This window comes from Mesorhizobium sp. M0590 (assembly GCF_040320905.1).
Taxonomy (GTDB): domain Bacteria; phylum Pseudomonadota; class Alphaproteobacteria; order Rhizobiales; family Rhizobiaceae; genus Mesorhizobium.
Window position 1 is genome coordinate 39,767 of sequence record NZ_JAMYQN010000005.1, and the last position, 24,105, is coordinate 63,871.

Consider the following 24,105-nt stretch of genomic DNA (forward strand, 5'->3'; position numbering starts at 1 on the left):
TCGGATGAGGGGTGCTCCAGCTTGGCTATGACGGCACTCCGTCCAACACCCCTCAACCGTCTCGGCGCTGCGCGCCGATCCACCTTCTCCCACAAGGAGAGAAGGAAGAGGCGCGCGCGCCGCCTTCACTTGCCAACTCCGGCTCTTCTATCCTATTCTTCCCGCTAAAATAATTTCACACACAGGCAAACTTGTTTCTCGAAACCAAGGTTGAGATGAGCCAGTCGCCCTACCCCGCCGTCGTCGCCGGACCGCCCCGGCCGAGCCTGATCCTGCGGCCAGGCCAGATTACGCTGCCGGCCGGGATGGAGCGCTACTCGGTTCAGGGCAATGGTGCGGTGCTGATCGAGGTCGAGGCCGGCGACATTGTCACCGTGCGCGATGTCGAGGGCGGGCAGGCCTGCGAGCTGCTGGCATGGGACAGCAGCGACGCGACCGATCCCGGCATTCTCGGCGAGAAATCGAACAGCAATGCCGCCGGCATCAAGGCGCTGCTGGCCGAAGGCGACGACAGCCTCGCATCCTTGCGCCGGGGGCTCGAGCGGCGCCAGGTGCAGATCGACCAGGCGAAGGCGGTTCGCGTTTTCGGCGGCGCCACCCCTGCCGGTACCGAACAGGCTTTTACCGTCGCCCGCGATGGGTCGATGCTGATTGCCGCGCCCGGCGGGCCGATGCTGGTCGACGGCCACGATACGGCGACGCCGGTTAGCGTCATCGTCCGCCGCGCCACCATCCGCCCGGCGGCAAAATCCGGGCTTGCCGACCCGCTGGCCGATCCCGTGCTCGACCTGCGCGTCCATTCGGCGACGGCGGAGGCCTACTTCGTCAAGGCGGGCGACTATCTGCAGATCATCGATGTCGACGGGCGTCAATGCACCGACTTCCAGTGCTTTTCGGCGCGCAAGCTGGACAAGGGCCGCGATCATCCGCTCGACGTGACGACGACGCGCACGCTGATGGGTTCGAGCTATCCGATGCCCGGTCTGCACTCGAAATACTACGACCAGGACATGGAGCCGCTGGTCGAGGTTGTGCAGGACACTTGCGGCCGCCACGATGCATTCGCGCTCGCCTGCGCGGCCAAATATTACGACGACATCGGTTATCCCGGCCATCCCAACTGCTCGGAGAATTTCAACCGCGCGCTGGCCGACAAGGGTGTCACGCCTCGCGCCGGCTGGATGGCGATCAACTTCTTCTTCAACACGGCCATCGACGCGCATGGCGTCGTGGTATCGGACGAGCCGTGGTCGCGGCCGGGCGACTATGTGCTACTCAGGGCGCTCACGGACATCGTCTGCGTCTCGTCCGCCTGCCCCGACGATACGACGCCGGCCAATGGCTGGAACCTGACCGACATCCATGTGCGAACCTATTCCGGCCAGCACAAATTCTCGCGAGCGATCGCCAGACGCATGACGCCCGATTCGGAACCGAAAATGACCCGCGAGACCGCCTTTCATTCGAGCTTTGCCAAGCACACCCGCAACTTCGTCGAGTACAAGGGCTATTGGCTGGCCAATTCCTTCGCCAGGCAAGGCCCGATCGATGAATACTGGGCCTGCCGGCAGGACGCCGTGATCATGGACCTGTCGCCGCTGCGCAAGTTCGAGGTCACCGGGCCGGACTCCGAGGCGCTGCTGCAATACACGCTGACCCGCGACATCAAGAAGCTCGGCGTCGGCCAGATCGTCTATTCCGCCATGTGCTACGAGCATGGCGGCATGATCGACGACGGCACACTGCTCAGGCTCGGCAAGGATAATTTCCGCTGGGTCGGCGGCGACGATCTATCCGGCGAATGGCTGCGGGAAACGGCGCAAAAACTCGGCCTCACCGTGCTGGTGCGCTCCTCGACCGACCAGATGCACAATGTTGCCGTGCAGGGACCGAAAAGCCGCGACATCCTGCGGCAGATCATCTGGACCTCGCCGCTACAGCCGTCGATCGACGAGCTCGAATGGTTCCGTTTCGCCGTCGCCCGCATCGGCGGCGGCAACGGCATTCCCGTCGTGGTGTCGCGCACCGGCTACACCGGCGAGCTCGGCTATGAGATCTGGTGCCATCCGCGCGACGCCGAAAAGGTGTTCGACGCGATCTGGCAGGCCGGCCAGCCGCACGGCCTGAAGCCGATGGGGCTGCAGGCGCTCGATATGGTACGCATCGAGGCCGGGCTGATCTTTGCCGGCTACGAGTTTTCCGACCAGACGGATCCGTTCGAGGCCGGCATCGGCTTCACCGTACCGCTGAAGACCAAGAGCGACGATTTCATCGGCCGCGAGGCGCTGATCCGGCGCAAGGAAAACCCGCAGAAGAAGCTGGTCGGCCTCGACATCGACGCCAATGTCGCCGTCGGCCACGGCGATTGCGTGCATGTCGGCCGGGCCCAGATCGGCGTCGTCACCTCGGGCATGCGCTCGCCGGTGCTGAACAAGACTATCGCGCTGGCCAGGCTCGACGTCGCGCATTCGGCGATCGGCACCGAGGTCGAAATCGGCAAGCTCGACGGCCACAGCAAGCGGCTACCGGCGCGCGTCGTCGCCTTCGCCCATTACGACCCGCAAAAGACCAGGCCGCGCTCGTGATCGACGCTGCCTGGTTCTTCCCTTCTCACACAAGCGCAATGTGCACAGCGTCACAAAGCGCTTGACGTGAAAGCGCGTTGGGTCAATCTTCACTGCTAAGAAAAAAATACTACTGAGCGGAAAACGCCTGGGGCCGTTCAACGTGAGCGTCGATGACGCCTCGCGAGATTGCGGCTGTTGCCGATGGGGAACATCAAAAATGGGGAATCCACGTAAATGAGCACGATAGTCACCACCTTGGTGCCGCCTGCCGAAGGGCAGCTGCACCGGAACATCGATTGGCGCGGCGCCTTCTGGGTGGCAAGCGGCGTTCCGGCCCTTGTCCTGTTTTCGATCGGCGGCATCGCCGGCACCACCGGAACACTGGCCTTCCTGATCTGGGCCGTATCCATGGTCATGGGCTTCCTGCAGTCCTTCACCTATGCGGAGATCGCCGGGCTGTTCCCGAACAAATCCGGCGGCGCCTCGGTCTACGGCGCCACCGCGTGGCTGCGCTATTCGAAATTCATCGCGCCGCTTTCGGTGTGGTGCAACTGGTTCGCCTGGTCGCCGGTGCTGTCGCTCGGCTGCTCGATCGCCGCCGCCTATATCCTCAACGCACTGGCGCCGGTGCCGCTGTTCACCGACACTTCGCCGGAAGTCGCCGCCTATATTGCGGCCCATGCCGGAACCAGCGCCGCTGACGCCATCACCGCGGTCACCGCGGCGGCGACGCCGGCGATCCGTAACTGGACGCTCTACGGTCACACGCTTGGCCCGGTTTCCTTCACCTTCAACGCAACCTTCTTCATCGGCGCGGTGCTGATGCTGATCATCTTCTCGATCCAGCATCGCGGCATCCTGGGCACGGCCAACGTGCAGAAATATATCGGCCTGCTGGTGATCATCCCGATGCTCATCGTCGGCGTGGTGCCGATCGTCACCGGCCAGATCAACTGGGCAAACTTCTCGCCGCTGGTGCCGCTCGCGGCAGCCTATGCGCCGGAGCCCGGCGCATGGAACATCGCCGGCTGGACGCTGGTGCTCGGCGGCATGTTCATCGCGGCATGGTCGACCTACGGCTTCGAGACCGCGGTCTGCTACACCTCCGAGTTCAAAAACCCGGGCACCGATACCTTCAAGGCGATCTTCTACTCCGGCCTGCTATGCATGCTGCTGTTCATCCTGGTGCCGTTCACCTTCCAGGGCGTGCTCGGCTTGAACGGCATGCTGGCGACGCCGATCGTCGACGGCTCCGGCGTTGCCGATGCGCTGGCCGGCATGGTCGGCGGCGGACAGCTGATCCACAGCCTGCTGGTGATGCTGATGATCCTGGCCCTGGTGCTCTGCATCATGACGGCGATGGCCGGCTCCTCGCGCACGCTCTATCAAGGTTCGGTCGACGGCTGGCTGCCGCGCTATCTCAGCCATGTCAACGAGCACGGCGCCCCGACGCGGGCGATGTGGACCGACCTGATCTTCAACCTGATCGTGCTGGCCATCGCCTCGGCCGACGCAACGAGCTTCTTCTTCATCCTCGCCGTGTCGAATTGCGGCTACATCATCTTCAACTTCCTTAACCTCAATGCCGGCTGGATTCACCGCATCGACAATGGCCACATCGCGCGGCCATGGAAGGCGCCGAGCTGGCTGCTCGGCCTCGGCGCGATCTTTGCCTACGTCAACGCGGTCTTCATGGGCGCCGGCGCCAAGGTGTGGAACCCGATGGCATTGTGGGCCGGGCTGATCACGGCAGCCTTGATCATCCCGGTGTTCTGCTTCCGGCACTACATCCAGGACAAGGGCAGATTCCCCGACCACATGCTGGCCGATCTCGGCATGAGCTCGTCCGACCTTGCGGTGAAAAAGGCGGGGATGCTGCCCTATCTGACGCTGGTCGCCGGCGTCGTGGTGATGCTGCTCGCCAACTGGCTGTTCGTCATCTGACGGCTTGCCTTGAGGGATCGGGCGCGCAAGGCGCGCTCGATCCCTGCATTTTGTTCTTGCTTTGTGCCGGCAGCTATGCTACTAATCTCGATATGGTGCTGATTCGCCCCGAGACCCGCCGCCGAGGCGGGTTTTTCTTTTTAGGGGCTATTCGGCAGCGGTGCCTGCGCGGGAGCGACCGCCAAGCGCTGCACCGATATCCTCGAGCACCTGTCCGACGCGCGCCTGGATCGTCTCGGACGCAAGCACGCCGTCGATGAAATCCCTGTCCGAAGCGTAGATCGCGGTCGGCAGCGTAAAGGCCTCGAAGAAGCCGAACAGCGGCCTCAGCTGGTGCTCGATGATCAGCGCATGCCGGTCGCCGCCGCCGGTCGCCAGCAGCACCACCGGCTTGCCCCTGAGCGCCGTTGGGTCGACAAGATCGAAGAAGTGCTTGAACAGGCCGGTGTAGCTGCCCTTGTAGGTGGGCGAGCCAACGACGAGCACGTCCGCCGCGACGACGCACTTGAGGATATCGCCCGCTTGCGCATCCAGTTCACGCGCCCATCTGGCGCCACCGAGGCTGGGGCCGAGGTCGACGACGTCATGCGTGCTGGCGGCCAGGCCATATCTGCCGGCTACCTCGTTCACGATACGATCGACGAAGCCGCGCGTCTTGGACGGCCGGGTGAAATTGCCTGAGAAACCGACAACGGCCGGATTGGTCATGATGCAAAGCCCTCGCGACGATTTCGGGCTGCCAGCCCGCTGCTCATGACCCTATGGACATTCGGACCGAACGAAAAGAACGGATGCTTGCCACGGTCTAAAATCATTACCGGTTCTAACCAGCTTTGCGGATCGCTGCCGTCTCAGGTTGGAAGAACCGGTTTGGCGGCCGCTTCAGGCCAAGATTTTCGCGCAGGGTCGATCCTTCGTATTCGCTCCTGAAAATGCCGCGCCGCTGCAATTCGGGCACGATTTTCTCGACGAAATCATCCAATCCGGCGGGAAGATAGGGGAACATGACGTTGAACCCGTCCGAGCCTTCGGTGACTAGCCATTCCTCCATCTCGTCGGCGATGGTTTTCGAAGTGCCGACGAAGGCAAGACCGGAATAGCCGCCCAGCCGCTGCGCAAGCTGCCTGACGGTCAGGTTTTCCTTGCGCGCCAGTTCGATGACGCGCTCGCGGCCGCTCTTGCTGGCGTTGCTTTCCGGGATTTCGGGCAAGACTGAATCCGGATCGAACCGCGACGCGTCGTGGCCGAGCGCGATCGACAGCGAGGCGACGCCGCTCTCGTAGTAGACGAGGCTGTCGAGCTTGGCCCGCTTCGTCTGCGCCTCCTCGACAGTCTCGCCGACAATGACGAAGGCGCCGGGCAGGATCTTGATGTCGTCGCGCGACCGGCCAAGTTTTTGCGCACGTTCCTTGACGTCGGCAAAGAAGCGCTGCCCCGAGGCGAGATCGGCATGGGCGGCGAAGATCACCTCGGCCGTTTCCGCGGCGAGCTGCCGTCCGGCCTCCGACGCGCCGGCCTGCACGATGACCGGCCAGCCCTGCACCGGCCGCGCGATATTGAGCGGTCCCCGCACCGAAAGATATTCGCCCTTGTGGTCGAGCACATGCAGCTTCGCCGGATCGAAATAGAGCCCGCTTTCGGCGTCGCGGATGAAGGCATCGTCGGCAAAACTGTCCCACAGGCCGGTGACGACATCATAAAACTCCCGCGCCCGGCGATAGCGCTCGTTGTGCTCGACATGCTCGTCGAGGCCGAAATTCAGCGCGGCGTCGGGATTGGATGTGGTGACGATATTCCAGCCGGCGCGCCCGCCGCTGATATGGTCGAGAGAGGCGAAACGACGGGCGATGTGGTACGGCGCGTCGAACGTCGTCGAGGCGGTTGCGATCAGCCCGATACGATCGGTGACGGCGGCAAGCGCCGACAACAGCGTGAACGGCTCGAAGGACGTGACCGTGTGGCTGCGCCGCAGCGCCTCGATCGGCATGTTGAGCACGGCCAGGTGGTCGGCCATGAAGAAGGCGTCGAACTTCGCCGCTTCCAGCCTTTGCGCGAAGTGCTTGAGATGCGCGAAATTGAAGTTGGCGTCGGGATAGGCGCCCGGGTAGCGCCAGGCGCCGGTATGAAGGCTGACGGGCCGCATGAAAGCGCCAAGCCGCAATTGTCGATTTTCTGCCATGGAAAAACGCACCGATGACGACGAGCGTAACGCTCCAATTGCTCGAGCATGGGATGGCTTTGCGGCCATGGGAAGGAATTCTGTTTTGCAAAACCGGCGTCGGGGAGCATTTTTTGTGCGGGCGGCGGACCGATCAATCGATCTTGATGAACACGCCCTTGGTGTTGAGATACTCAGCGAGGTGCTCGGCGCCGCCCTCGCGGCCGTAGCCGCTCATCTTGTAGCCGCCGAAGGGCACGGCCGGATCGATGGCGTGATAGGTATTGACCCAGACCGAGCCGGCGCGGATCTTGCGCGACAGCTGGTGGGCGGTGGCGAGATTTTGGGTGAAGACCCCTGCAGCCAGGCCGTAAGGCGTGTTGTTGGCCCGCTCGACCGCCTCGTCCAGCGTATCGAACGGCAAGGCTGAAATCACCGGCCCGAATATCTCCTCACGGGCGATCTTCATGTTGTCCGAGACGCCGGCAAAGACGGTCGGCGCGACGAAATTGCCGGCGGCAAGCGCGCCTTCCACAAGCCGGGTGCCTCCGGTGACGAGTTTCGCCCCTTCCGCGGTGCCGGCCTCGAGGTAACCGGTGACCCGTTGCAGCTGCTTTTCGGAGACGAGCGGACCGATCTCGGTCGCCGGGTCGATGCCGTCGCCGACCCTGAGACCCTTGGCGTATGCCGCGAGCCGCTCGACGAACTCGTCATGGACGGCGCGTTCGACGAAAAGGCGCGAACCGGCGATGCAGATCTGGCCGGAATTGGCGAACACCGACATCGCCGCCACCGGCACCGCCTTGTCGAGATCGGCATCGGCGCAGACGATGACCGGCGACTTGCCGCCGAGCTCCAGGGAGACGCGCTTGAGGTTGCCGGCCGAGGCCCGCACGATCGACTGGCCGGTTGCCGTCGAGCCGGTGAAGACGATCTTGTCGATGCCCATATGCTCGGCGAGTGCGGCACCTGCCTCGGTGCCGGTGCCGGTGACGATGTTGACGACGCCGGCCGGCACGCCGGCCTCGTTCATGATGTCGGCGATCAAAAGTGGCGTCAGCGGCGCCTCTTCCGACGGCTTCAGCACGATGGTGCAGCCGGTCGCCAGCGCCGGCCCGATCTTCCAGATCGACGCCGCCGTTGGCGCGTTCCAGGGAATGATGGCGCCGACGACGCCGACCGGCTCCTTGCGGGTGAAAGAGACGATTTCGCCGGGCAGCGAGTTGTCGATCGTCTCGCCGTGCAGCGCCGTCGCCATGCCGGCATAGTAGCGCAGCATGCCGATGACGCGGTTGCGATTGGCGCGGGTGCGTATGATCGGCATGCCCATGTCGGTGGTGTCGGAGCGGCTGATCTCTTCCCAGTGCTTTTCGAAGAGGTCGGCGATCCTCAGCAGCAGCACCTGCCGCTCATAAGGCTTGAACCGGCTCCACGGGCCCTCGAACGCCTTGCGCGCAGCAGTCACCGCCAAGTCGATGTCCTGGCGGTCGGCGCGCGGCACCGTGGCGATGACCGCGCCGGTGGCGGGATTGCGGCTCTCCATGGTCCGGCCGGAGCGGGCATCGACCCAGCCGCCGCCGATGAACATCTGGCGATGGCGCCCGTCGATCGGCAGCCGCAGCGGTGCCTTTGTCTGAGCCATGGTCATGACCGTCCTCCTCCGGCGCCTACGCCTGGTGGGCGGATTAAACCGCCGGAGGTCACATTTGCCAACAGCTCTATTCGGCCGCCAGGGCCAGTTGCGGCCTTTCGCTTTCTTCTGCCACCTTGGCCGCCTCTTCCGTTGCCACCACCTTCTTGCGCTCCCTGCCGAAGAACAGCGCATAGGCTGCCGGCAGGACAAGGATGGTCAGCACCGTGGCGACGAGAATGCCGCCCATCATGGCGTAGGCGAGCGGCCCCCAGAAGACGCCGCGCGAGATCGGGATCAGCGCCAGCACCGCCGTCAGCGCCGTCAGCACGATCGGCCGGAACCGGCGCACCGCCGAGCCGATGATGGCCTCGGAACGCTCTACGCCGGCGGCGATGTCCTGATCGATCTGATCGACCAGGATGATCGAGTTGCGCATGATGATGCCGAGCAGGGCGATGACACCGAGGATGGCGACGAAGCCGAACGGCGCGCCGCTGATCAAAAGTGCCGCCGCCGCGCCGATGATGCCGAGCGGACCGGTCGCCAGCACCAGCATGGCCTTGCCGAAATGCTGCAGCTGGATCATCAGCAGCACGACGATGACGGCCAGCATGATCGGCGCTTTCGCCGCAATCGAGGCCTGGCTTTCGGCCGCATCCTCGGCGCCGCCCTGGATCTCGATCTTGTAGCCGGGGGCGAGGCTGGCGCGCAGGCCCTGCATGTCGCTGTACATCTTCATGGCGACATCGTTCGGCTGCACGCCGTCCGGCAGCGTGGCGCGTACGCTGATGGTCGGCAAGCGGTCGCGCCGCCATTCGACGCCTTGCTCCAGCACCGGGACCACCTTGGCGACCTGCGACAGCGGCACGGAGCCACCGAAATCGGTCGGGATGTAGACGGAGTCGACCGCCGACAGCAGGTGACGGCTTGCCTCCGGCTCACGGGCGACGATCGAAACCGTCTCCTCGCCGTCGCGGAAGTCATCGAGCGGCGCTCCCGACATGGCCGCCTGCAGCATCTGGCGGATGCGCTGCGAGGTGACGCCGAGAGCACGGGCGCGATCCTGGTCGATCACCAGCTTCATCGTCGGCACCGGCTCCAGCCAGTCGTCGTGGATGGCGCCGAGCAGCGGATTTGCCTGGAACTTCGCCTTCACCTCGTCGGCGATGCGGCGCACCTCCTGGCGATCCGGACCCATGACGCGCATCTGCACCGGCCAGCCGGTCGGCGGACCGAGGAACAGGCGGTCGACCTTGGCGCGGATCGATGGGAAATCCTCGGCCAGGATGGTGCGCAGCTTGACGATCAGCCGCTCGCGGGCCGGTTCGTCATTGGCCATCACCAGAAGCTGGGCGAAGTTCGGGTTGCGAAGCTGCTGGTCGAGCGGCAGGAAGAAGCGCGGCGCGCCTTCGCCGACATAGGTGGCGATGAAGCGCTTGTCCTTGTCGTCCATCATCCTGGCTTCGAGCGCCTTGGCCTGGGTCTCGACTTCCTTGATGCTGGTGCCTTCCGGCAGCCAGAGGTCGACAAGGATTTCCGGGCGCGACGATTGCGGGAAGAAATTCTGCGGGATGAACTGGAACGCCCACAGGCTGGTGGCAAACGTCATCAGCGTCATTACCAGCACGATGATGCGGTGGCGCACCGCCCATGCAACGGTCGAGCGAAGACGGCGGTAGAAGCGCGTGTCGAAGACATCGTGATGGTTGCCGGCGTGCTTGCGCTGCTTCAGGATCATGTGGCCGAGCCATGGCGTGAAATAGACCGCCGCGAACCAGGACACGATCAGCGCGATGCCGACGACGTAAAACAGGGTGCGCACATATTCGCCGGCGGTCGAGGCAGCGAACCCGACGGGGATGAAGCCTGCCGTCGTGATCAGCGTGCCGGTCAGCATCGGGAAAGCGGTCGAGGAGTAGGCGAAGCTCGCCGCCTCGACCTTGACCAAGCCTTCCTCTAGTTTTCGCTCCATCATTTCGACGACGATCATCGCGTCGTCGACCAAGAGCCCAAGAGCGATGATCAGCGCGCCGAGCGAAATGCGCTGCAGGTCGATGCCGAGCTCGTACATTATGGCGAACGTGGCCGCCAGGACCAGCGGAATGACGATCGCGATCACCAGGCCCGAGCGCCAGCCGATCGACAGGAACGATACGAAAAGCACGATCAGCAGCGCTTCGCCGAGCGCTTCCATGAACTCGCTCACCGCCTCCTTCACGACATGCGGCTGGTCGGAAATCTGATCGACCGAAACGCCATAGGGCAGCGCCTCTTCGAAGCGCTTGTAGGTCGCTTCGACGTCCTTGCCGACGTCGGTGACGTTGAAGCCCTTGGCCATGACGACGCCGAGCTGGACGCTGTCGTGTCCGTTGAAACGGTACTTGCGCTGGTACGGATCCTCGAGGCCCGAGGTCACGGTGGCGATGTCGCCGAGGCGCGTCACCTGGTTGCCGGCGCGCAGGCGAAGCTCGCGGATGTCGGCCGCCCTGGTGACATCGCCCTCGACCGAAATGCGCACCGAACGCTGGCCGGTGTCGACCGAACCTGCCGGATCGACATTGTTCTGGCCTCGGATCGCATTCTGCAGGTCGGTCAACGTCAGGCCACGTTCGGCAAGCGCCTTGGATGAAACGTCGATGTAGAGTTTTTCCGGCTGGTCGCCGATGATCACGGCCTTCTCGACACCGGGCGTCGTCAGCAGCATGTCACGCGCCTGGATGGCGAATTTCTTCAGCTCGGGATAGCTGTAGCCGTCGCCGCTGATCGAATGCAGGGTGATGAACGTGTCGCCGAATTCGTCATTGAAGTAGGGCCCGAGCAGCCCCTGCGGCAGCTCATTGGCGATATCGCCGACCTTCTTGCGCACCTGATAGAAAGCATCGGCGACCTGCGCCGGATTGGTGTCGCCCTTGACCTGCAAGGTGATGATGGCGCTGCCGGCGCGGGTGTAGGAGCGGACGAAATCGAGGTGCGGCGTTTCCTGCAGCTTGCGCTCGATCTTGTTGACGACCTGGTCCTCCATCTCCTTGATCGAGGAGCCTGGCCAGATCGCCTGGACGACCATGACGCGGAAGGTGAAATCGGGGTCTTCCTTTTGGCCCATGCGCATCAGGCCGAGCGCACCGGCGACGATGATCAGCCCGAACAGGAAGCGGGCAATGCTCGGATGGCCGATTGCCCAGCGCGAAAGATTGAAAGACCGCTTTTCATTGGTGTCGATAGTCATCGGCGTCAGTCCGTTTCAATTTTATCAACAGAGCACGCGCTTTCGCATGCCCAAGGAACTTCCGATGTGGGCTTCCGGGCGGCGTGGCTTTCCGAGTTGAGAGATCTACATCGCGGTGGGACGCGAGGATCGACGTGGGGGTTACATCGACCTGAGATCTCGAAAATCGGGGGCGCCTGCCGCCCGGAAACCGTGAATTGCCTGGCCGTCAGCGCAAGCGCCTTGCAGCGTCATCGGCCGACGCCGACTGTTGCGCCGCATCACCGGTCAGCTTGACTTTCAGATTCTCGGTCATGAACTGCGTGCCGGCGGCGACGACGACGTCACCCGGCTTCAGCCCATCGGCGACGCTGACGCCGTCGGGGGTGAAGGCGGCGACCTTGACCGGATGCGCATGGACGGTCCCGCCGTTGCGGTCGACTGTCCAGACGATCGATTGGCTGTCCTTTTGCGCCAACGCGGCCAGCGGGATCGACACCAGCTGCTGCCGGTTGTCCGCCGCGGCTTCGATGGAGGCGGTCATGCCTAGCAGCACGCGAGGATCGTTGGGCAGGCTGACGCGAACGGCAAAAGTGCGCGACTGCGGATCGGCGCTGCCGGCGACTTCGCGGACCTTGCCGTCGAGCGTCAGCGCCTCATCGGACCAGAAGCCAGCCTTGACGGTCTTGCCCGGCTTGAATTCGGCGATATCGGTTTCCGGAACAGCGATCAGGACTTCCTTCTCGCCGTCGATGGCAACGGTCACCACCGGCGTGCCGGAGCCGACCACCTGGCCGACATCGGCGGCAACGGCAGTGACGATGCCGTTCTTGTCCGCCTTGAGATCGGTATAGCGGACCTGGTTCTGTGCCTGGGCAAGCTGCGAGCGGGCGGAGTCTCGCGTGGCGACCGCCTGATTATAGGCGAGCGTCGCCTGCTCGAGCTGCGACTTCGGCGCGAAATTCTTGGCGTAGAGCTGTTCGGCCCGCTTGCGCGTAAGCTCGACTGTCTCGACCTGACGGTCGGCAGCATCGAGGCTGGCCTGAGCGCTTCTCACCGAAAGCTCGTAGTCGGTGGGATCGATGCGGGCGAGAACGTCGCCCGGCTTGACGCGGTCACCGATGTCGACAAGGCGCTCGGTGATCTTGCCGTTGATGCGAAAACCGAGATTCATCTCGGTGCGGGCACGCACCGATCCGGAATAGGAAAGCTGACGGGTATCGCTCGCCTTAGCGATCTCGACCACCTTGACCGGGCGGATGATCTCGGTGACCTCGGCTTTCTCCTGCGAGCAGCCGGCGAGGCCGAGAGCGACAACGATAATCAGTGCCAGGCCGGCGGCCGGTCGCCTGTAGGTGATGGACTTGGACAAAGACACTTTTCGTACTCCCGAACTGTGGAGATGAATTGCCGGTATCGCCGCCCGACGGGCGGCAACGGTCATTTCTTCAAGGCTCTGATGGCAAACTCGGTAAGCTCGTCCGGCGTCGCCCGGTTCTTCTTGGCGAGGCACTGAGCCATCATCTGTGGATGAGAGAGGCTGATAATGGCAGCACCGAAACACCGGGAAGCGACCACCGGATCCTGATCGACGAACTCGCCGGTGGCGATGCCCTCGCGGATCACTTCAGCGACCAGGTCGTGGATGCGGTCGATGTGCTTTTCGATGACATGCCAATCGCGCTCGATGGCGACGATGACCATCTCGTGCACCTTCTCCTGGTCGATCATGGTTTCCAGCGTCCACTGATAGTGCGTATGCACGTAGCGGCGGAGCTTCTCGCTGGCGGTGCCGGGGCTATGGCAGGCTTCGTAGCTCAACCGGTAGCAGGTCTCCAGCATACGGCCGCAAACCGCCTGGTGGATTTCCACCTTGGAGGCGAAGAAGCGATAGATGTTGGCAGTCGACATGCCGAGTTCGCGCGCAATGTCGGCGACGTTGGTCTTGCCGTAGCCGTAGTGGCGAAACAATCGCTCCGCGCAATCCAGGATGCGCGTGACATTTTCCTGGCGGGCGGAATCGGCGGTGGTATCTAGGGTTTCAAGCATCTCGTTGGCCAATTTACGACTGACGAATTTAGAATTTCGTCACTCGTAAATTGAAAACCATCACCTGTCAAGGCACGATTTTGGCTGCTGATGACAGATGGTGACATCCCTGGACGGAGTCGGCCCATGAAACGCATGTGGTTTCCGCCGGGCGCGCCTGCAACGCCGCCCCGTGTTTTTTGCGAAGGATCTTGAAAAGATGCTTTCCGAAATCGGTTCCGTTTTCGGATCAGGCCCTAAGGCTGCTTTGCCATCTCCCGCAGCCGGAACTTCTGGATCTTGCCCGTCGAAGTCTTCGGGATTTCCGCGAAGATCACCGCTTTCGGCACCTTGAAGCGGGCGAGCAGCGCGCGGCAGTGCTCGATTACCTCCGCCTCGGTCGCCGCCTTGCCCGGCTTCAGCTCGACATAGGCGACCGGCACCTCGCCCCATTTGTCGTCGGATCTGGCGACAACGCCGCAGGAGCCGACGGCGGGATGCTTGTACAGCGCCTCCTCGACCTCGATCGAGGAGATGTTTTCGCCGCCGGAGATGATGATGTCCTTGGAACGGTCCTTGAGCTGGATGTAGCCGTCCGGATGCATGACGCCGAGGTCGCCCGAATGGAACCAGCCGCCGGCAAAGGCCTCGTCGCTCGCCTTGCGGTTCTTGAGATAGCCTTTCATGACGATGTTGCCGCGGAACATCACCTCGCCGATGGTCTCGCCGTCGGCCGGCGTCTCTTGCATCGTCTGCGGGTCCATCACAGTCAGGCCTTCGAGCGCGGCGTAGCGCACGCCTTGCCTGGCCTTCTTCGCCGCCCTCGCCCCTTTCTCCAGCCGGTCCCACTCGCCGTGCCATTCGTTGACGACGGCCGGGCCGTAGGTCTCGGTCAGGCCGTAGAGATGGGTGACGGCAAAGCCCGCATCGGCCATGCCCGACAGCACCGCCTCAGGCGGCGGCGCCGCGGCCGTGTTGAAGGTGACGGTCTGAGGAAACTGCCGCTTGTCCTCGTCCCTGGCGTTGATCAGCACCGACATCACCACCGGCGCGCCACACAGATGGGTGACGCCGTGATCGGCGATGGCGTCGTAGATCGGCTTCGGCCGCACCCAGCGCAGGCAGACATGCGTGCCAGCCTGCACGGCAAGCGTCCAGGGAAAGCACCAGCCATTGCAGTGGAACATCGGCAGCGTCCACAGATAGACCGGGTGCTTGCCCATGCCGGCATGGATGGTGTTGGCATAGGCCATCAGTGCCGCGCCGCGATGGTGACAGACGACGCCCTTCGGATTGCCTGTCGTGCCGGAGGTGTAGTTGAGCGAAATGGCATCCCATTCATCGTCCGGCATCGACCAGGCGAAATCCTCGTCGCCGTCGGCGACAAACGCCTCATAGTCCAGCGTGCCGATCCGCTCCCCCTTGGGATAGGGCGCATCGGCGGCATAGTCGGGATCGTCGTAATCGATCAGCAGCGGCCTGACCTTGGCCAGCGTCAGCGCTTGCCGGACCACGCCGGCGAATTCGCGGTCGACGATCAGCACCTTGCTTTCGGCGTGATCGAGCTGGAAGGCAATGACGGCGGCGTCGAGGCGGGTGTTGAGCGAATGCAGCACCGCCCTGGTCATCGGCACGCCGAAATGCGCTTCCAGCATCGGCGGTGTGTTGGACAGCATGACGGTGACGGTGTCGCCCTTGCCGATACCGCGCTTCGCCAGCGCCGAGGCAAGCCTCAGCGAGCGCTTCCAGAAATCGCGATAGGTCGTGCGCTGGCGGCCATGGATGATGGCGGTCTGATCGGGAAAGGTCTTTGCCGCCCGCTCGAAATAGGTCAGCGGCGTCAGCGGCTGATGGTTGGCCGGGTTCCTGTCTAGGTCCTGTTCGTAGGGATTGCCCATCCCGTCCTCCGCGCAATGTGTTCGTCGAGAACTTTAGCTACCGGCTTCCGGCCCGTCACCACCAACGATGCCATCATAGACCGCGTGTGGCACAAGAATGGTCTAGATTCGGCGGCGAAAGCGCATCTATTCCTTCCTCCAATTTGACTTTTGTCGAGAGCCGTGAATAATGTCAGCAAGGAGATGGCATGGCGATCCGACCGGCAGAACAGCTTATCCACAAGGCCGCCTGGCTTTACTATGCACACGGCCTGCGCCAGGACCAGGTGGCCAGCCAGCTCAAGATTTCCCGTGCCTCGGTGGCGATGTATCTGCGCAAGGCGCGCGAGACCGGCATCGTCAACATCTCGACCTCGACCCAGCTTTTCACCGACGACGTGCTGGCACGCAAGCTGGAAGACGCGCTGAAGCTCGACGCGGTCTGGATCGCGCCGGAAAACGGCTATGTCGCCGACCCCTCGACCGACATCGCGGTGCTGGCGGCAAGCGTCTTTCTCGAGCTGATCAGGAAGGGCGACCGCATCGGCGTCGCCTGGGGACGGACCATCTACACGATCGCCGACATCATGTCCTATGCCGATCTGCAGGACGTCACCGTGGTGCAGCTCTGCGGCAATCTGGGCGCCCCCTATTCGTACCGGCCGGACCAATGCACGATGGAAATCGCGCGCCGGCTCAACGCCAAGGGGCTGAATTTCTACGCGCCGCTGGTGCTGACGACGGAAGAACTGGCACGCGGCCTGCGCGCCGAGCCGGTGATCCGCGAGCAATTGTCGGGCATCGGCGAATGCGGCCTGGCGCTGTATTCGGTAGGCTCGGTGGACACCGACAGCCATCTGGTCAAATGCGGCGCGCTGACGCCAAGCGAAATGGCTGTATTGCGCAAGGCGGGTGCGGCCGGCGTCATTGCCGGGCAGATCATCGACGCCCGAGGCCAGGCGCTCGACTGCAGCTACAACCGCCGGCTGATTTCGGCAGAGCTGTCATCGCTGCGCCAGATCGGAAAGCGCCTTGTGGTGGTGCAGGAAGAGAGCAAGTTCGAACCGCTCGTCGCGGCGATCGCCGGCGGGCTCTGCACCCATCTCGTCGTAGGCGCGCGCATGGCGCGACGGCTGCTCGACCATGCCGGAGCAGCAGCAGAAGAGGTCGCCTGATACCTAGTTTCAGCCGCCGACGCATTGTCATCAAGGCGTCGCGGTATTCCTGTTCACAACAAAAGAGAAATCGGACGAAGCTGACATGAAGAACCTGTGGAATGACGGCGAGGCGGAGAAGCTGGTCGCCGACTATGCAAAGAAGGGTGTGGCCCGCGACCTGGCGCTGCGCGTCTACACGACCAGGCTGCTGGGCGGCGAGCCGCGGCTCGTCCTGCATGGCGGCGGCAACACCTCGTGCAAGACCAGGGCCACCGATCTCGTCGGCGACGAATGGGACGTGCTCTGCGTCAAGGGCAGCGGCTGGGACATGGGCGTCATCGAGCCGCAGGGCCTGCCGGCGGTCAAGCTCGGCGCGCTGTTGAAGGCGCGGTCGCTCAAGAAGCTCTCCGACGAGGACATGGTCGCGCTGCAGCGGGCGAACCTCATCGATCCGTCCTCGCCCAATCCGTCGGTCGAGACGCTGCTGCACGCCTTCCTGCCGCACAAATTCGTCGACCACACGCATTCGACGGCGATCCTCGCCATCGTCGACCAGGAGGACAGCGAGGCGCTGAGCCGGAAGGTGTTCGGCGAAAAGATGGGCTTCGTGCCTTACATCATGCCGGGCTTCGATCTGGCCAAGGCGGCCGCCGACGTATTCGACGCCGATCCGACGGTCGAAGGCCTGATCCTAGACAAGCACGGCATCTTCACCTTCGGCGACGATGCCAGGCAGGCCTATGACCGGATGATCCATTATGTGAACGTCGCCGAGGATTTCATCGCCGGGAACGGCAAGCCGCGCACCGAAAAAGTGGCACTGCCGGCCAGGCTGGCGAAGCCTGCGGAGATTGCGCCGATGCTGCGCGGCGCGGTGGCGGTGGCACGCGGCGAAGGCCGCTTCGATCGGATGATCAGCGATTTCCGCACCTCGGATGCGATCGTCGATTTCATCAATTCGGCAAAAATTGCCGACTATGCCGGGCGCGGCGTGTCGACACCCGACCTGTCGATCCGCATCAAAACCGGACCGATGGCACTGCCGGCGCCCGACGCGGACAAGGTCGGCGACTACAAATCCGTCATCCGCCAGCATGTCGAGAAATTCGCCAAGGACTATCGCGCCTATTTCGAAACCAATGATGCGCTCGACGACGTGAAGCGCACCATGCTCGACCCGATGCCGCGGCTGACGCTGGTGCCCGGCCTCGGCATGTTCGGCCACGGCCGCACGCTGAAGGATGCGAAGATTGCCTCGGACGTCGGCGAAATGTGGATCGAGGCGGTACGCGGCGCCGAAGCCGTCGGCGATTTCCGCCCGCTCTCCAAAGCCGACCTGTTCCCGCTCGAATACTGGTCGCTCGAACAGGCCAAGCTCGCCGCCAACAAGCCGAAGCCGCTGACCGGCCAGGTGATGCTGGTCACCGGGGGCGCCGGCGCGATCGGTGCTGCCACGGCAAAGCTGTTCGCCGACAACGGTGCCCATGCGGTCGTCGTCGATCTCGATGCGGCAAGGGCTGCCGAGGCGGCAAAAAAGGCCGGTAACAATTCGATCGGCATTGGCGCCGACATCACCGATCCGGCGCAGATGCGCGCCGCCTTCGACAAAGCGGTCGACGTCTACGGCGGCCTCGACATTCTCGTGTCCAATGCCGGTGCTGCCTGGGAGGGCCGGATCGGCGAGCTCGACGACGCCACCTTGCGCAAAAGCTTCGAACTCAATTTCTTCGCCCATCAGTCGGCGGCGCAGAATGCCGTGCGCATCATGCTGGAACAGGGCACCGGCGGCGTGCTGTTGTTCAACACCTCCAAGCAGGCGGTCAATCCGGGGCCGAAGTTCGGCGCCTATGGCATTCCCAAGGCGGCAACGCTGTTCCTGTCCAGGCAATATGCGCTCGACTACGGCGCGCATGGCATCCGCTCCAATGCCGTCAACGCCGACCGCATCCGTTCGGGGCTGTTGACCGATGCCATGATCACCAGCCGCTCGGGCGCGCGCGGCGTGTCGGCGAAGGAGTACATGTCCGGCAACCTGCTCGGGCAGGAAGTGACGGCCGAAGACGTCGCCCAAGCCTTCCTGCATCAGGCGCTGGCCGAGCGGACCACCGCCGATGTGACGACAGTCGATGGCGGCAACATCGCGGCGGCGCTGCGGTAGGCGTGATCGGGGATCACACTTGCGAAATTGGTATTTTGTAGCTACATTGTGGCCAAATCTCAAGGAGTCACGATATGGCAACGGGTACCGTCGTCCGTGCTCGGATAGATACGGCGACAAAGGATCAGGCAACGGAAGCGTTGGCGGCGATGGGATTGTCCGTTTCCGACGCCATCCGTCTGCTGCTGGTCCGCGTCGCCGCCGACAAGGAGTTTCCCTTTCCGGTGAAAGTGCCGAACGCAACCACTCGGAAGGCGATGACGGAATTGGAGCGTGGCAAGGGCAAGCGCTTCGCCTCGGCCGATGAGTTGTTCAAGGATCTGGGCATCTGACGTGCTGACGCCCGTTCGCTCCGGGCAATTCCGCCGGGACGTGAAACGTGCGGAGAAGCGCGGCAAAGACCTTGGTAAATTGCGCGAACTGCTAGGCCTTCTGCTCGCCGAGAATGATCTACCGGCGACTTACAAGGACCACCCCCTCAAGGGCGATTGGAAAGGCTATCGTGACGCTCACATGGAACCGGACTGGCTCTTGATCTATCGTGTTGCCGGTGACGAGCTACAGCTTGCTCGCACCGGCTCACATTCCGATCTGTTCAACGAGTAGCCGAGACAGGTGCGCATTTGAGAATTTTGCTAAAGTAGTTCTCGGATGCCTTCCCAAGCCTTTCGGCCCAGCTTTGAATCGGCCTCGTCATTGCCTCCGTGTGCGTGCAATGTCGAGCGTGGGGTATTTTCGCCTGGCAAGAGAATGCGGTGACCCGCATCCGGCGACGAAATGAGATGAGTGACCTTACCTGCTTCGCCGCACCGCTGAACGATATGTTTCGCGAACGGTAGAGAGGGCCATAGTGCATCGTCGCCACCCGCGACGAGCAGAATCTCGGCCGATGCGGTCTCAACAGGGATCGTCGCCGCCTTTGATTTCTGCTTGAAGGTTTTCAAACAATTTTCGAAAAGCCCCCTGTAAGATACTAAGCCATCCACATACTCTCGTGTCCAATCTGGATTTGTCGGCACAAACGGCAGCGCGATGCCGTCGAGCGACCATGAGGATCGTTCAGGCCAGCTGACACCATCCCGGCCCGCACCGATATTTCCCCAAACTACGGATGACGGGCTAATCGCGACCACTGCATCAATTCGCTGGTCATGGACCGCGGCAAGCAATGACGCCTCGGCACCCTTGGACGTGCCCACATAGACGATGCGACGGCACCCTGTTTCAATGAGATAATCGGTTGCCGCAAAGAACGTTTCCAGGGGAACCTCACATATTCCGGGAACCTGGCCCTCGCCGCCAATCCACTGCAGCGCCAAGGCCGACGTACCCGCATCTGCAAAGAGCCGCGCGCGCCCGACATCAACACGGCCACTCGATCCGCCCAACACCACAACGCCCGTGGTGGCCTGCGAGCATCGAAAAAATGTTCCGGCGACGATGCCGGTCGGACTTTCCTCTCTTACCGCCTGCGCCTCCATCTACCCGCCGAATCCTGGGTTCAACCGTCCAATCGTCCTGCAAAACCGCTGGCTGCGACAATTGCAATTCGGCGGTCCGGCACGCCAGACATCTTCGACAAAAAGGCCGCCTGCAACAAGCTGCTGCAGACGGCCATTCCTTTGCTCGCAGCCGATAGCTATTTGGCGTTCGGGTTCGGCATCCAGGTCGGCATCGCAACATCGGCATGGGCGAATTGCGGCAGCTTGGCCGAGAGGTCTTCCATGTTCTTGATGTCCTTGTCGACGAGGTCCTTCTGGGTGATCAGCGTCGGCGGTACAATGACGTTGTGGCCGGGATCTTCACCGGCCAACAGCTGCGCCAGCGCACGCACCGAGACCTGGCCGACGACGGCCGGGTTGGTGGCGGCGGTTGCCGCCCAGGCGCTGTCCGGCTCGCGCATCGCCGCGATGTCCGAGGTAGAGATGTCGGCCGAATAGATCTTGATGTCCTTGTTCAACCCGGCCTCGTCGACGGCGATCTTCACGCCTTTGGCGAATTCGTCATAGGGCGCGAACATCACCTTGATGTCGGGATGGGCCGATAGCACCGAACGGGCCTGGTTGGCGACCGAATTGGCGATCGGGTTGTCGAGCGTGCCGAACATGGCAACTTCATCGATGCCCGAATATTTCTTCTTGAATTCGACCCAGGTCTCGTTGCGGCGGTCGAGTGGGGCGATGCCGGCGACATAGACATAGCCGGCCTTCCAGCTCTCGCCATTGTCCTTGACCGCCTGTTCGAGCGCCAGGCGCGCGAGGTCGCGGTCGGATTGCTCGATCTGCGGGATCTTGGGGTTTTCGACATTGACGTCGAAGGCGACGACCTTGATGCCGGCCTCGACCGCGCGCTGGGCGGCGTCCTTCATCGATTCCGTCAGTCCGTGCTGGATGATGATGCCTTGGACGCCGAGCGCGATGGCCTGGTCGACCATGTCCGCCTGAAGCGCCGCGTCCTGGCGGCTGTCGAGCACGCGCAGGTCGACGCCGAGTGCCTTGGCCTGCGCCTCGACGCCGGACAAATACGCCTGGAAGAAGTCGCCGGTCGAGAGATAGCGGACCAGCGCTATCTTGACAGCGCCCGGCTTGTCGAACGGCGCCGGCCTGTCCTGCGCCATCGCCGGCAACTGCATCAGCAATGTTGCGCCGGCGAGCCCGAGCGCTGCCTTCCCCAAAAGTCTTCTTGTGATGTTCACGTCGCTTCCTCCACTTGTTGAACCCAAAATGTGACCCGGTCGAACCCTATCTCCTGCCCCTGCCGGACAGGGCGAAGGTAAAGACAAGGGCGACCACGAGAACCACGCCCTTGACGAAATCCTGCGTGTAGTAAGGCGCGTTCATCATCGTCAGGCCCTGCAGCAGCACGCCGACAAACACCGCGCCGACAGCCGTGCCGAAGGCGTTCGGCTTGGCGGCGCCGAGAACCGCGTAACCGATGAGTGCCGCAGCCACCGCGTCGAGCAATAGATTATTACCCGAGGCGATGTCGCCGCGTCCAAGCCGGGCAGCGAGCAAAATGCCGCCGATCGAGGCAAAAACTCCCGAAATCACATAGGCCCAGATTTTGTATGCCTTGACAGGCGCGCCGGCGAGTTCTGCGGCGCGTTCGTTGCTGCCGACCGCATACATCATGCGCCCGAAACGGGTGTATTCGAGAAAGAACCAGATCAGCACCGCCAGCACGAGCAGGACGACGACCGACACCGGAATGAGGTTCGGGATGAAGAAATCGAAGCGATGGCGGCCAAGCGCCAGAAAGGCGGCGCCGAAGCTGCCGTTGGCGACCGAGCCGTCGGGCATGGTCATGCCAGTGGCGATCGAACGGCCCTCGGTCGGTATGCGCTGCAGGCCGACAAGCAGGAACATCATGCCGAGCGTCGCCAAAAGGTCCGGCACCCGCATATAGACGATCAGCCAGCCATTGATCAGGCCGACCACGGCGCCGATCACAAGACAGATGACGACCGCCATGACGGCGTTCTGCTCCAGCACCACCATGACATAGGCAGCCGCCATCATGGCGCTGGTGGCGACCGAGCCGATCGACAGGTCGAAGCCGCCGACGACCAGCGTGGCGGTGACGCCGAGCGCCAGAACGCCGGTGATGGCGACCGACTGGAAGATGAAGACGGCGCTTTGCGGCGAGACGAAACCATCGGCGGCAACAGCGAAATAGGCGATCAGCCCGAACAACAGAACGATGAAGCCGTAGCGAATAGCATTGTCGCGCAGGATCATTCAGCGCTCCCGCACGCTGGCACCATCTTTATCCAACCCGAATTCATGCCCTCTCCATTCCAATTCTCATCGTCTTCCCGCCGTCAGGCTGCGCTGTGCGACGGCCCGCCCGCCACTTCGGCCAGCAGACGCTCGAGATCGACATCGGTATTGCGGTGCTCGCCGACGATCGTCTGCTCCGACATCACCAGGATGCGATCGGCCGTCTCCAGGGCTTCGTCGAGTTCGGTGACGAACAGCAGCGTCGCGCGGCCGTGGGCGCTGGCCCGCAGCTTGGCGGCGATGTCGCGCCTGGCCGAAATGTCGACGCCCTGAAAGGGCTCGTCGAGGATGAAAAGCCTTGCCGCCTGCGACATCCAGCGGGCGACCATCACCTTCTGCTGATTGCCGCCGGAAAGCGACGCCATCTCGTCCCTCTCCGAGCGGCAGACGATGCCCAACTCCTGGATCTGCTGGCGGGCAATGGCGCGTTCGATACGGCGTTTGAGAACACCGAGACGCGACATGCGGCTGTGGAACGGCAGGCTGATATTCTCCTGGATGTTGAAGTCGCCGACGATGCCGTTTTCGCCCCGGTCCTTGGCGACGAGAAACACACCGGCGGCAATCGCTTCGCCGGTCGATGCCGGAGCATAAGGTTTCCCGTTCAGCACCATGGTCCCGGCCAGCGGCTGGCGCAGGCCGAACAGCGTCTCGGCGAGCGCGGTCTTGCCGACACCGACAAGGCCGGTGATGGCAACGACCTCGCCATCGCCGAGCGTCAGCGAGATCGGCCTGGCGCCTTCAGCAATCCGCAGCGCGTCGGCAGTGAAAATTGCTTTGGCCGAATTCCTGGCGACGATCCGCTCGAGCTGGATCTTACGGCCGAGCATGGCGTTGACCGCACCTTCGTAATCCAGCGGCTTCTTGTCGAAGATGCCTGAGATGACCCCATCGCGCATCGAAATGATGCGATCGGCAAGCCGCCTGATGTCAGACATACGGTGCGAAATGTAGAGGATGGCCACGCCTTGCTGGCGAAGCCGGTCGAGCAATGCGAACAGCCGGTCGGCCTCGGCGCTGGACAGCGAGGAAGTCGGCTCGTCGAGGATCAGCACTTTCGGCCGGTGCGCCATGGCGCGGGCGATCGCCACCATCTGGCGGTCGGCCAGAGAAAGATCGCTGATCCGGGCCTTGAGGTCGATGGCCAGTCCCATGCGGTCGGCCACCGCCTTTGCCTCGCGACGCACCCGGCCTGGATTAAACAGGGTCGGCACGCCGCTGCCGCTCAACCTGTCGAGGGTAAGATTGGTGGCGACGTCAAGGTCGGCGACGACACCGTCATTGATGTTCTGGTGGACGGTGACGACGCCGGCGCGGATCGCCTCCGCCGGCGTTTTCGGGTCGAACTCGTGACCGGCAAGCGACATCGAGCCGCCGCCATGGTCGTAGACGCCACTGATGATCTTGACGAGGGTGGATTTGCCGGCGCCGTTGGCGCCCATCAGCACGGTCACTTCGCCGGCATGCAATTCGAGCGAGACGCCGCCAAGCACCTCGATATGGCCAAAGGATTTCCTCAGGCCGTCGACGCGGAACACGGCATCATTGCCCATTCGTTCCTCCCTGACCATGACGCTATGGGCTATATCGGCAATTGTC

At 63.2% G+C, this 24,105-nt stretch carries 17 protein-coding genes; 6 read left to right on the forward strand and 11 right to left on the reverse strand.

From position 1 onward, the window contains the following. Nucleotides 1-215 precede the first annotated feature (215 nt). Both NKI52_RS10520 and NKI52_RS10525 read left to right on the forward strand, forming a co-directional pair. Entirely contained in the window at nt 216-2,585 is a 2,370-nt protein-coding gene (locus tag NKI52_RS10520; protein WP_352569358.1) for a trimethylamine N-oxide demethylase, read from the forward strand. Between the two features lie 216 nt (nt 2,586-2,801). Beyond that, nucleotides 2,802-4,511 (forward strand): trimethylamine N-oxide permease, encoded by a 1,710-nt coding sequence (locus NKI52_RS10525; RefSeq protein ID WP_352569356.1) that lies wholly within the window; start codon nt 2,802-2,804, stop codon nt 4,509-4,511. A gap of 147 nt (nt 4,512-4,658) precedes the next feature. On the opposite strand, the gene msuE is transcribed toward NKI52_RS10525, so the two are convergent. The 7 genes from msuE to NKI52_RS10560 all read right to left on the reverse strand — a co-directional run bounded on the left by msuE (nt 4,659) and on the right by NKI52_RS10560 (nt 15,433). Continuing rightward, nucleotides 4,659-5,219, reverse strand: coding sequence for an FMN reductase (gene msuE / locus NKI52_RS10530; protein WP_023675993.1), 561 nt, complete (start codon nt 5,217-5,219; stop codon nt 4,659-4,661). A 115-nt stretch (nt 5,220-5,334) separates the two neighbouring features. Next, nucleotides 5,335-6,690: an LLM class flavin-dependent oxidoreductase gene (locus tag NKI52_RS10535; RefSeq protein ID WP_023675994.1), complete on the reverse strand. Its 1,356-nt coding sequence runs from the start codon at nt 6,688-6,690 to the stop codon at nt 5,335-5,337. Nucleotides 6,691-6,823: 133 nt separating this feature from the next. Beyond that, entirely contained in the window at nt 6,824-8,317 is a 1,494-nt protein-coding gene (locus tag NKI52_RS10540) for an aldehyde dehydrogenase family protein (protein WP_352697885.1), read from the reverse strand. Nucleotides 8,318-8,387: 70 nt separating this feature from the next. After that, entirely contained in the window at nt 8,388-11,528 is a 3,141-nt protein-coding gene (locus NKI52_RS10545; protein ID WP_352697887.1) for an efflux RND transporter permease subunit, read from the reverse strand. 208 nt (nt 11,529-11,736) lie between these two features. Continuing rightward, complete coding sequence (locus tag NKI52_RS10550; RefSeq protein ID WP_352590235.1) at nt 11,737-12,885, reverse strand: efflux RND transporter periplasmic adaptor subunit; 1,149 nt, start codon at nt 12,883-12,885, stop codon at nt 11,737-11,739. Nucleotides 12,886-12,947: 62 nt separating this feature from the next. Continuing rightward, entirely contained in the window at nt 12,948-13,556 is a 609-nt protein-coding gene (locus NKI52_RS10555; protein WP_352590238.1) for a TetR/AcrR family transcriptional regulator, read from the reverse strand. Nucleotides 13,557-13,792: 236 nt separating this feature from the next. Further along, on the reverse strand, nt 13,793-15,433 hold the full coding sequence (locus NKI52_RS10560) for an acyl-CoA synthetase (RefSeq protein ID WP_352697889.1): 1,641 nt from the start codon (nt 15,431-15,433) through the stop codon (nt 13,793-13,795). A 188-nt stretch (nt 15,434-15,621) separates the two neighbouring features. On the opposite strand from NKI52_RS10560, the gene NKI52_RS10565 reads away from it, so the two are divergent. The 4 genes from NKI52_RS10565 (at nt 15,622) to NKI52_RS10580 (ending at nt 19,333) form a co-directional block, all read left to right on the forward strand. After that, entirely contained in the window at nt 15,622-16,587 is a 966-nt protein-coding gene (locus NKI52_RS10565) for a sugar-binding transcriptional regulator (protein ID WP_352590243.1), read from the forward strand. Nucleotides 16,588-16,672: 85 nt separating this feature from the next. Beyond that, the gene (locus tag NKI52_RS10570) at nt 16,673-18,727 is read left to right on the forward strand and encodes a bifunctional aldolase/short-chain dehydrogenase (RefSeq protein ID WP_352697891.1); all 2,055 of its coding nucleotides are present in this window, start codon (nt 16,673-16,675) and stop codon (nt 18,725-18,727) included. Between the two features lie 74 nt (nt 18,728-18,801). Then, a complete protein-coding gene (locus tag NKI52_RS10575; RefSeq protein WP_352697893.1) occupies nt 18,802-19,059 on the forward strand; it encodes a type II toxin-antitoxin system RelB/DinJ family antitoxin in 258 nt (85 codons plus the stop codon). 1 nt (nt 19,060) lies between these two features. After that, on the forward strand, nt 19,061-19,333 hold the full coding sequence (locus NKI52_RS10580; RefSeq protein WP_352575597.1) for a type II toxin-antitoxin system YafQ family toxin: 273 nt from the start codon (nt 19,061-19,063) through the stop codon (nt 19,331-19,333). 29 nt (nt 19,334-19,362) lie between these two features. Here NKI52_RS10580 and NKI52_RS10585 read toward each other — a convergent pair whose 3' ends face one another. The 4 genes from NKI52_RS10585 to NKI52_RS10600 form a co-directional block, all read right to left on the reverse strand. Further along, nucleotides 19,363-20,208, reverse strand: a complete 846-nt coding sequence (locus tag NKI52_RS10585) for an acyl-CoA thioester hydrolase/BAAT C-terminal domain-containing protein (protein WP_352697895.1) — start codon at nt 20,206-20,208, stop codon at nt 19,363-19,365. Nucleotides 20,209-20,366: 158 nt separating this feature from the next. Next, nucleotides 20,367-21,422 carry a substrate-binding domain-containing protein gene (locus NKI52_RS10590; RefSeq protein WP_352697897.1) on the reverse strand — a complete coding sequence of 352 codons (1,056 nt, stop codon included), beginning with the start codon at nt 21,420-21,422 and terminating at the stop codon, nt 20,367-20,369. 46 nt (nt 21,423-21,468) lie between these two features. Further along, nucleotides 21,469-22,464: an ABC transporter permease gene (locus tag NKI52_RS10595; protein WP_352691258.1), complete on the reverse strand. Its 996-nt coding sequence runs from the start codon at nt 22,462-22,464 to the stop codon at nt 21,469-21,471. Between the two features lie 83 nt (nt 22,465-22,547). Further along, nucleotides 22,548-24,059, reverse strand: a complete 1,512-nt coding sequence (locus tag NKI52_RS10600) for a sugar ABC transporter ATP-binding protein (protein ID WP_352697899.1) — start codon at nt 24,057-24,059, stop codon at nt 22,548-22,550. Nucleotides 24,060-24,105 lie beyond the last annotated feature (46 nt).

Excerpts from the sequence above, each read along its gene's own strand:
- NKI52_RS10520 (WP_352569358.1), top strand. The coding sequence starts at position 216 with ATGAGCCAGTCGCCCTACCCCGCCGTCGTCGCCGGACCGCCCCGGCCG.
- NKI52_RS10525 (WP_352569356.1), top strand. The coding sequence starts at position 2,802 with ATGAGCACGATAGTCACCACCTTGGTGCCGCCTGCCGAAGGGCAGCTG.
- msuE (WP_023675993.1), bottom strand. The coding sequence starts at position 5,219 with ATGACCAATCCGGCCGTTGTCGGTTTCTCAGGCAATTTCACCCGGCCG.
- NKI52_RS10535 (WP_023675994.1), bottom strand. The coding sequence starts at position 6,690 with ATGGCAGAAAATCGACAATTGCGGCTTGGCGCTTTCATGCGGCCCGTC.
- NKI52_RS10540 (WP_352697885.1), bottom strand. The coding sequence starts at position 8,317 with ATGACCATGGCTCAGACAAAGGCACCGCTGCGGCTGCCGATCGACGGG.
- NKI52_RS10545 (WP_352697887.1), bottom strand. The coding sequence starts at position 11,528 with ATGACTATCGACACCAATGAAAAGCGGTCTTTCAATCTTTCGCGCTGG.
- NKI52_RS10555 (WP_352590238.1), bottom strand. The coding sequence starts at position 13,556 with ATGCTTGAAACCCTAGATACCACCGCCGATTCCGCCCGCCAGGAAAAT.
- NKI52_RS10560 (WP_352697889.1), bottom strand. The coding sequence starts at position 15,433 with ATGGGCAATCCCTACGAACAGGACCTAGACAGGAACCCGGCCAACCAT.
- NKI52_RS10565 (WP_352590243.1), top strand. The coding sequence starts at position 15,622 with ATGGCGATCCGACCGGCAGAACAGCTTATCCACAAGGCCGCCTGGCTT.
- NKI52_RS10570 (WP_352697891.1), top strand. The coding sequence starts at position 16,673 with ATGAAGAACCTGTGGAATGACGGCGAGGCGGAGAAGCTGGTCGCCGAC.
- NKI52_RS10575 (WP_352697893.1), top strand. The coding sequence starts at position 18,802 with ATGGCAACGGGTACCGTCGTCCGTGCTCGGATAGATACGGCGACAAAG.
- NKI52_RS10585 (WP_352697895.1), bottom strand. The coding sequence starts at position 20,208 with ATGGAGGCGCAGGCGGTAAGAGAGGAAAGTCCGACCGGCATCGTCGCC.
- NKI52_RS10595 (WP_352691258.1), bottom strand. The coding sequence starts at position 22,464 with ATGATCCTGCGCGACAATGCTATTCGCTACGGCTTCATCGTTCTGTTG.
- NKI52_RS10600 (WP_352697899.1), bottom strand. The coding sequence starts at position 24,059 with ATGGGCAATGATGCCGTGTTCCGCGTCGACGGCCTGAGGAAATCCTTT.